At 65.5% G+C, this 7,005-nt stretch carries 6 protein-coding genes; 1 reads left to right on the top strand and 5 read right to left on the bottom strand.

The genetic code is table 11. The annotated features are described in order from the left end of the window. The 3 genes from urtC to urtA form a co-directional block, all read right to left on the bottom strand. A partial coding sequence (gene urtC, locus AC04MI_RS22015; protein ID WP_476498701.1) for an urea ABC transporter permease subunit UrtC occupies positions 1-1,081 on the bottom strand: 1,081 nt, incomplete at its 3' end. A gap of 20 nt (positions 1,082-1,101) precedes the next feature. Continuing rightward, positions 1,102-2,685: an urea ABC transporter permease subunit UrtB gene (gene urtB / locus AC04MI_RS22010; protein ID WP_476498700.1), complete on the bottom strand. Its 1,584-nt coding sequence runs from the start codon at positions 2,683-2,685 to the stop codon at positions 1,102-1,104. 101 nt (positions 2,686-2,786) lie between these two features. Then, a complete protein-coding gene (urtA, locus tag AC04MI_RS22005; RefSeq protein ID WP_476498699.1) occupies positions 2,787-4,049 on the bottom strand; it encodes an urea ABC transporter substrate-binding protein in 1,263 nt (420 codons plus the stop codon). A gap of 415 nt (positions 4,050-4,464) precedes the next feature. Between urtA and AC04MI_RS22000 the strand changes: the two genes are divergently transcribed. Beyond that, the gene (locus AC04MI_RS22000; protein WP_056060622.1) at positions 4,465-5,649 is read left to right on the top strand and encodes an MFS transporter; all 1,185 of its coding nucleotides are present in this window, start codon (positions 4,465-4,467) and stop codon (positions 5,647-5,649) included. Here the strand turns inward: AC04MI_RS22000 and AC04MI_RS21995 are convergent. Together AC04MI_RS21995 and AC04MI_RS21990 are read right to left on the bottom strand one after the other, a co-directional pair. Beyond that, complete coding sequence (locus tag AC04MI_RS21995) at positions 5,646-5,984, bottom strand: darcynin family protein (protein WP_260666487.1); 339 nt, start codon at positions 5,982-5,984, stop codon at positions 5,646-5,648. The two genes, AC04MI_RS22000 and AC04MI_RS21995, sit on opposite strands and share 4 nt — an antisense overlap. A gap of 55 nt (positions 5,985-6,039) precedes the next feature. After that, complete coding sequence (locus AC04MI_RS21990) at positions 6,040-6,816, bottom strand: SDR family NAD(P)-dependent oxidoreductase (protein WP_476498698.1); 777 nt, start codon at positions 6,814-6,816, stop codon at positions 6,040-6,042. Positions 6,817-7,005: the final 189 nt, after the last annotated feature.

The following is a 7,005-nucleotide window of genomic DNA, read 5'->3' as shown; positions in this document are numbered from 1 at the left end:
CCACACCGTCGGGCAGGAACAGCGTGACCGCAATGAACAGCGCRCCCAGAAAGTACAGCCAGAACTCCGGCGCCGTCACCGTGAGCCAGCTCTTGGCACCGTTGACGATGAACGCGCCCACGATGGGTCCGATGAGTGTGGCGCGCCCGCCCACSGCSGCCCAKAYSGCGATCTCGATGGAGTTGGCSGCGCTCATCTCGCCGGGGTTGATGATGCCGACCTGSGGCACRTACARCGCMCCSGCCACGCCGCACATCAYGGCSSWGATGRYCCAGATSGTGAGCTTGTAGGGCAGCGGCGAATAGCCCGAGAACATGACGCGCGTTTCGGCATCGCGCACGGCCTGCAGCACGCGGCCAAACTTGCTGCGCACCAGCCAGCGCGCCAGCAGGAAGAAGCCCAGCAGCGACAACCCCGTCAGCACGAACAGCGTCATGCGCATGTTCTGCGTGGCAATCGGCGTGCCCAGGATGCGCTTGAAGTCGGTAAATCCGTTGTTGCCGCCAAAGCCGGTTTCGTTGCGGAAGAACAGCAGCATGGCCGCATACGTCATAGCCTGGGTGATGATGGAGAAGTACACACCCTTGATGCGCGAGCGGAAGGCGAAGTAGCCGAACACAAACGCGATCACGCCCGGCACGGCCACGATGAGGATCAGCGTAGCGATGAAGCTGTCGGACAGCGCCCAGTGCCAGGGCAGCTCCTTCCAGTCCAGGAACACCATGAAGTCCGGCAGGTCGCTCTTGTAGTTGCCGTCGCGGCCGATCTGGCGCATGAGGTACATGCCCATGACGTAGCCGCCCAGCGCAAAGAACAGGCCGTGGCCCAGGCTCAGGATGCCGGTGTAGCCCCAGATCAGGTCCATGGCCAGCGCACAGATGGCGTAGCACATGATCTTGCCGAGCAGCGCCACGGCGTAGTCCGACAGGTGGAACATGCTGCCTGCGGGCACCCAGAGGTTGAGCACGGGTGCCACGGCGCACACCACGATGAGTGCCACGATAAAGGCCGACCAGCCACCGCGCGTGAGCAGCGGCGCCGGTGCGGGCAGTTGGATGTTGGGAGAAGTTGGCGTAGTCATGATCAGTCGTCTCTGGTGCTTCAGTCGGCCGTACGCCCTTTGACCGCGAAGATGCCCTGGGGCCGCTTCTGGATGAAGATGATGATGAACACCAGCACCGCAATCTTGGCCAGCACCGCGCCCGCCCAGCCTTCGAGGAACTTGTTCAGGATGCCCAGGCCCAGCGCGGCATACACCGTGCCCGCCAGCTGGCCCACGCCGCCCAGCACCACCACCATGAAGGCATCGACGATGTAGCTCTGCCCCAGGTCCGGCCCMACGTTGCCCACCTGACTCAGCGCGCAGCCCGCCAGGCCCGCAATGCCCGAGCCCAGCGCAAAGGCCATGGTGTCGATGCGCGCAGTGTTCACGCCCATGCACGAGGCAATGGGGCGGTTCTGCGTCACACCACGCACGAACAGGCCCAGGCGCGTGCGGCCGATCAGGTAGCCCATGCCCAGCAGCACGGCGATGGCAAAGCCGATGATGACAAGGCGGTTGTAAGGCAGCGTGAGGTTGGAGAGCACCTGCACGCCACCGCTCATCCACGCGGGGTTTTCCACACCCACGTTCTGCGCACCAAAAATCGTGCGCACCAGTTGCATCAGCACCAGGCTGATGCCCCAGGTGGCCAGCAGCGTCTCCAGGGGGCGCCCGTACAGAAAGCGCAGCACGCCGCGCTCCAGCACCGCACCCACGGCGGCCGAGGCGCCAAAGGCCAGGGGCAGYGCAGCGACCAGGTACCAGTCGAACGCACCCGGAAAATACTTCTGGAAGATGCCCTGCAYCACRTAGGTGGCGTAKGCGCCGATCATCATCAGCTCRCCGTGSGCCATGTTGATSACGCCCATCAGGCCGTAGGTGATGGCCAGGCCCAAGGCGACGAGCAGCAGGATGGAGCCCAGGCTGATGCCCGAGAACGCGGCGCCCAGGCGCTCGCCCCAGGCGAGCTGGCCTTCCATGGCGCGCAGGGCGGCCTGCAATGCGGCCTTGACCTTGGCGTCTTCTTCGACGGTGACGCGTTCATTGAGCAGCAGCCGCGTATCAGGTGTGGCGCTGAGCGACAGTGCCTGGGCGGCTGCGATGCGTTGTGCGGGGTCGTCGCTGCCCAGCAGCGTGGCGGCGCGCGCCAGCTCCAGCTGGGTCTTGATCTTGTCGTTGGTTTCCTGCGCCAGTGCCTTGTCGAGCAGGGGCAGACGGCCTGCATCCGGTTCCTTGGTCAGTGCCTTGGCGGCGGCCATGCGCTGGGTTTCGTCCTTGCCAAACAGCGCCAGGCCCGCCAGGGCCGTGTCGATCTCGCCGCGCATGCGGTTGTTGTTGATGATGTCTTCGGCATCGGCGGGCACAGGGACCTCGGCGCCAGTGACAGGGTCGATGCCCTTGTCATCGCGCACGATCAGCGCCTTGCCGTCGGCCACCTTCACCGCGTCGTCGGCCAGCGCCTGCAAGAAGGCAGCGGTGCGTTCGCTGGGCTCCACCACGGCCTGCTGCACGGCGGCCACACGGTCGTCGGTGTCACCAGCGGCCATGGCCAGGGCCTGCTCGGCGGTGAGGGCGTGGGCGCTGCCCGCTAGGCACAACAGGCTGACCAGGCACCAGCGCATGGCCAGAAAACATCGCAACATAAGAAGAATTCCATTCGGCCTGCTGTCGGTGGCAGGCGGGTGTCAAAGAAAAAGGGAGGGCGCACACAGGCGCCCTCCCCTCTTGGGCACACTGCAGGTGCTTACTTCTTTTCAGGTTCGTCTTTTTTCTTGTCGTTGCCTTCGATGTAAGGAGACCATGGCTTGGCCTTCACGGGGCCGGGGGTCTTCCACACCACGTTGAACTGGCCGTCGGCCTTGATCTCGCCGATGAACACGCTCTTGTGCAGGTGGTGGTTCTTCTCGTCCATCTTGGAGACGATGCCCGACGGTGCCTTGAAGGTCTGGCCGGCCATGGCGGCAATCACCTTGTCCACATCGGTGCTCTTGGCCTTTTCAACCGCCTGCTTCCACATGTTGATGCCGATGTAGGTGGCTTCCATCGGGTCGTTGGTGAGCGGCTTGTCCTTGTGGCCGGCAATGCCCTTGGCCTTGGCGTAGTCGCTCCACTTCTTGATGAACTCGGTGTTGGCCGGGCTCTTGATGGACTGGAAGTAGTTCCAGGCAGCCAGGTGACCCACCAGCGGCTTGGTGTCCACACCGCGCAGCTCTTCCTCGCCCACCGAGAAGGCGACCACGGGCACGTCCTTGGCCTTCAGGCCCGCGTTGCCCAGTTCCTTGTAGAAGGGCACGTTGGAGTCACCGTTGATGGTGGAGACCACGGCCGTCTTGCCGCCCTGGCTGAACTTCTTGATGTCGGCCACGATGGTCTGGTAGTCAGAGTGGCCGAAGGGGGTGTACTTCTCGTCGATGTCGSTGTCCTTCACGCCCTTGCTCTTGAGGTAGGCGCGCAGGATCTTGTTGGTGGTGCGSGGGTASACATAGTCGGTGCCCAGCAGCACCCAGCGCTTGGCGCTGCCGCCGTCCTTGCTCATCAGGTAGTCCACTGCGGGGATGGCCTGCTGGTTGGGCGCGGCGCCGGTGTAGAACACGTTCTTGGAGAGTTCCTCACCCTCGTACTGCACGGGGTAGAACAGCAGGCCGTTCATTTCTTCCACGACCGGCAACACCGACTTGCGCGACACCGAGGTCCAGCAGCCGAAGATGACCGAGACCTTGTCCTGGCCCAGCAGCTGCTTGGTCTTTTCGGCGAACAGGGGCCAGTTGGAGGCTGGGTCCACCACCACGGGTTCGAGCTTCTTGCCCAGCACGCCGCCCTTGGCGTTGATCTCGTCGATCGCCATGAGCACGGTGTCTTTCAGCACGGTCTCAGAGATGGCCATGGTGCCCGACAGGCTGTGCAGGATGCCGACCTTGATCGTGTCCTGGGCGTGGGCTGGCAGCGCAGACAGGCCAGCGAGCGTAGCGACGGCCGCGAGGGCCTTGAGGGAATAACGACGTTGCATGTGTGCTTCTCCGGTGGTGGTTTCAATCAGGAAATCAATCAAACCGCTTCGCCCGGTGGGCCCCGGTGTGGAGCCCCTGTGGATCGGGCGATGGAATGGATTCTGGAGAGCGGGGCCGGTTGGCGAAATACGCCGGGTGGCGTACACGCCCCGCTGCGAGGCCGCATCACACGGGGGCCGTTGCGCGGCGACTCACCACCCCCGATGCACGCCACAGGTGCACAAGGGCAAGGATGGCATTCACTATGAAAACAATAGCTGTTACGGCATGTACCACTAGCGCTACCAGCCCATTTCATGCAAAAACCTTGGCCTGCAAAGGTTGTGGGGCCTCCGTAGAATCCAAGGGTTTTCCCTAGTCTTGTGCGCCTGGCCTCATCGGCCCCGGTGCTGCCCTTTAGTCCCTCTGCGCTCCATGAACCTCCCCCTGCTGGCCCTGGCCATTGCCGCTTTTGGCATTGGCACCACCGAATTCGTGATCCTGGGGCTGCTGCCCGAAGTGGCAGGTGACCTGTCCGTCTCCATCCCCGCCGCCGGCATGCTGGTGTCGGCCTACGCACTGGGCGTGGCTGTGGGTGGACCGCTGCTGGCGGTGGCCACCGCGCGCTGGCCGCGCAAGACCACGCTGACCTGGCTGATGGTGCTGTTCATCGTGGGCAATGTGGGTTGCGCGCTGGCCCCCAGCTATGCGTGGCTGATGGTGGCGCGCGTGGTCACCTCGTTCTGCCACGCCGCGTTTTTTGGCATTGGCGCCGTAGTGGCCGCCAGCGTGGTGGAGCCCCACAAGCGCGCCCAGGCCATGGCGCTGATGTTCACCGGGCTCACGCTCGCCAACGTGCTGGGCGTGCCGCTGGGCACGCTGCTGGGCCAGCACCTGGGCTGGCGCTCCACCTTCTGGGCGGTGGTGGTGATTGGGGTGCTGGCCGTGGCCGCTGTGGTGCGCTGGGTGCCACACCTGCGCCACCAGATCAGCGGCAGCGCGCTGGGCGAGTTCCGCGTGCTGCGCATTCGCCAGGTGTGGCTGGCGCTGGCGGTGAGCGTGCTCGCATCCACCAGCATGTTCACGCTGTTCACCTACATCACGCCCATCCTGCGCGACGTGACCGGTGTCTCGCCCCAGAACGTGAGCGGCGTGCTGCTGCTGTGCGGCGTGGGCCTGACCATTGGCAACCTGCTGGGCGGCCGCCTGGCGGACTGGAAGCTGCTGCCCTCGCTGATGGGCATCTTTGCCGTGCTGGCGGGGGTGCTGGCAGCGTTTTCGTTCACCAGCGTGTGGCTGTGGCCTGCCGTCATCACCGTGGTGGTGTGGGGCATGGTGTCGTTCGCGGCGGGCACGCCACTGCAGGCGCGGGTGGTGTCGCAGGCGGGCGATGCGCCCAGCCTGGCGTCCACGCTCAACATCGGCGCATTCAACCTCGGCAATGCCATTGGTGCCTGGCTGGGGGGCGCAGTCATCACGGCCGGGTGGTCGCTGCAGGCCATTCCGCTGGTGGCGGCCGCCGTCACGCTGAGTGCGCTGGCGCTCACGGCCTACATTGCCTGGCTGGACCGGCAGCCCACGCACAAGGCTCCGGCGCTGGCCGACTGCAAGGCGGCCTAAGCCGTTTCGGCGCGCTCGAACGCCACATAGCCGTCTTCGATGGCAGGCAGGATCTGCAGCACCTCGAAATACGGCACGGTGAGCAGGGGGGAATCGCGCAGCCGCTCCATGAAGTCGTAGTGCTTGAGCGGGTCATCGGTTTCCACCAGCATCAGGTCGCTGCAGGGCGCTGCGAAGGCCTCGGCATCGAAGTGGCGCAAGCGCAGGGCTCCCTGGTAGCGGGGCAGCAGGGCATGCAGGTGCGCCTCACCCAACTCACGCCTTTGCTCACGGGGCAAACGCAGCCACTCGGGCAGTGCACGCAGGTGGATGAAGAAGGCATAACGGGTGGCCATGGGGGTGATCTCCTGGGGTCGATGAGAAAACAGGTGTTGAGCCGGCAGGCTTGGATCAAGCAGTGCGCAGCAGGCGGGCCAGCAGTCCGGGTGCCCAGCGCTGCAGGTGCCAGGCCGCGCGCGCCTTGCCGATGCGGATGTCGGTGTGCCCCGCCATCAGGCCGCGGACCAGTGCCTGTGCAGCGACATCGGAAGGAATCTTGCCGCGCCCTCGGCCCCGGGTCATGGGCGTGTCCACCAGGGGCATCACAGCGTGAACCACCCGCACTGGGCTGCCTTGCATCTGCACCCGCAGCGCCTGGGTGAACAGGTCCAGCCCGGCCTTGGTGGCGCTGTAAACCGCTGCCGTGCGCTTGGGGCAAGAGCCCAGCACCGACCCGACATTGACCACCCATGCGCGCTGCTGGGCCTGCAAATGGGGCAGCAACGCACGCGTCAGCGCCATCGGCGCCAGCAGGTTGATCTCGACCTCCGCGCGCATGTCCTGTGCCCCGTAGCCGGCATCGTCCACCCGCAGGTCGCTCTGGATGCCTGCGTTGTTCACCAGCGCGCCAATATCGGGATAGCGCAGCAGCCACTGCGCCGCCAGGCCGTCGATCTCTTCAATGCGGGACAGGTCGGCCACCCAGGGCTCGATCAGTCCATGGGCATCTGTCAGCGCCTGCAGCGGCTCGGCCTGCCGTGCCACGGCCAGTACGGGCACGCCGCACCGTGCCAGCTCCAGGGCCAGCGCCAGGCCAATGCCCGAGCTCGCGCCGGTGACGATGGTGCGTGGCAAGGGGCCTGCGGGCGCGGCCCGGCGTGCGGTGGTGGGGGTGCGAGCGTGTGACATGGGCCGCACTCTAGGCATGGCGCCGTCCGTCGTCATCAACCCAGGTTAATTGGCGAACGAAGGAGGCTCTCACCCTCAGGCGCGGCGGAAACTTCGCAACGCTGCCACGCGGCATACTGCGCGCCATGGCACCCATCCCGCACCCCGCCTTCTGGTCGCTCCTCACACAGGCGGCGGGCACGCAGGCCC

This window comes from Acidovorax sp. LjRoot204 (genome assembly GCF_056175785.1).
The sequence above is the reverse complement of the archived record's forward strand: the minus strand, read 5'-3'. Positions and strand labels throughout refer to the sequence as shown.

Bases quoted from the DNA above. Each gene is read 5' to 3' on its own strand.
- AC04MI_RS22000 (WP_056060622.1), top strand. From the start codon at position 4,465: ATGAACCTCCCCCTGCTGGCCCTGGCCATTGCCGCTTTTGGCATTGGC.
- AC04MI_RS21995 (WP_260666487.1), bottom strand. From the start codon at position 5,984: ATGGCCACCCGTTATGCCTTCTTCATCCACCTGCGTGCACTGCCCGAG.
- AC04MI_RS21990 (WP_476498698.1), bottom strand. From the start codon at position 6,816: ATGTCACACGCTCGCACCCCCACCACCGCACGCCGGGCCGCGCCCGCA.